This window comes from Miniphocaeibacter sp. (assembly GCF_049276255.1).
Lineage (GTDB): Bacteria > Bacillota > Clostridia > Tissierellales > Peptoniphilaceae > Miniphocaeibacter.
The window spans coordinates 1-1590 of record NZ_JBASWB010000049.1 but is presented as its reverse complement, the minus strand read 5'-3'; the positions used below and the strand labels follow the sequence as shown (position 1 = coordinate 1590).

Here is a 1590-nt window from a genome sequence, read left to right as displayed (position 1 = left end):
TATAATCAACTGTATTATAACTTATAGGATAATCTTTGTTTTTTGTTAAGTATATCTGTTTATCATAAAAACCAAACTTTTTACCAGCTATTTCTAAATCTGCATTATTTGGTGCTATTTGTTCATTGTCAGCATATACTTTAACTTCTACAAGTGAGGTAGATTTGTTCCTAAAATTAAACATAATAGATATTTTTTCATTAGTATCCGGTACCTTAAATTTAGATGATTTAACATTTTTACCGTTTATATCTATTGAATTTAAAACATATTTTTCAGTATTATATTCTACAGTATATTCAACACCTTTTTCTAGTTCTTTTATCTTGTCTATTTCTGTAGAAGTACTATTCCCACCTTTCTTTAATTTAACCCCTAAATCTAAATAGGCAGCTCCACTACCGCCTCCTTCTACACCATCAATTTTAACACTGTGATCAAATGTCACTGTATTTTTACTATTTAAACTTGTATCTGCATAAGACAAATTTCCAGCAAAAATAGAAAACACCATTACAAATGACATTAAAATTCCAAAAATTCTTTTACTCTTGTTCATTATATCCCTCCTATACTTGATGTTATCACAAATTACAACTTATATAAAATTACCTAGCTAAAAATATAGCTACAACATTATTATATTACAAAATTTTAAAAACTTAATTACAATATTCTTACAATTTCATAAAAATAGAAAACTCCCGTAGTTTCCTACTAGGAGTTTTTTTGTATTTATTTTGCTTCTTCTTTACTTTTTTCAACTAATGTATTTAATTCAGTTTCTACAACCTTATCAACAGAACCTTCTCCACCTGTTATATAAGCTGTTTCAATATTTTTAATTGTTCCTATATAAGTCTTTTGACTTGATGTAAATTCATTTTGTTTTGATAATATTATAGCTGCATTTTTTACATATGCTAATGGGCCAGCAGTTAAAGCATCTGGTGATTTATAACCATTTGCAACTATAACTGTTTTTATATTAGCTTGGGTTAATTTTTTAGCTATTTCCACTGATGTTTCAAATCTATTTGAACCAGATATTCTTTTTTCACCTGTATAGGTTAAATCAGTTCCATTTATTATATTTTCTGAAACAGAACCTGCACCACCTATTATAGTTGCTTTTGCTGTTTTCATATCCTTTAAACCAGTCTTTACTTCTGGAGTTAAGACACTTCCATTAGTTAAAACAATTGGCATTTTCTTTTCTGTTGCATAGGTTGAGGCTGCTAGAGCATCTGCATCTTTTGCATCTGTACCATTTGCTATAATTACACCATTAGTATAACCTTTATCCTTTAAGATACTAGCTACTTCTATGGAAGTTGCATAACGGTCCTTACCAAAAATTCTACTAGTGCTTACACCTTCTTTTACAGCCTTTAATTCTTTTTCTAGGTTTTCAGAAACAGAACCTGCTCCACCTACAATGTAAACACTCGTAACACCATTATCTTTAATATAATTCTTTACTCCTTGAATTGCAGAGTCTTTTTTAACTAAAAGTATAGGTGCCTTTAATTCATTTGCTAATGGACCTGCTGCTAGAGCATCGGCTGAAACATCTCCATTTGCTATTAT

At 29.2% G+C, this 1590-nt stretch carries 2 protein-coding genes; both read right to left on the bottom strand.

Features of this window, described 5'->3' with window-relative positions:
* Nucleotides 1–559, bottom strand: a 559-nt coding sequence (locus tag WAO56_RS05285; protein WP_422146294.1) for a hypothetical protein, incomplete at its 3' end; no start/stop codon positions are given.
* A 176-nt stretch (nt 560–735) separates the two neighbouring features.
* Nucleotides 736–1590 (bottom strand): cell wall-binding repeat-containing protein (locus tag WAO56_RS05280; RefSeq protein ID WP_422146293.1); only part of this gene is annotated, 855 nt, incomplete at its 5' end.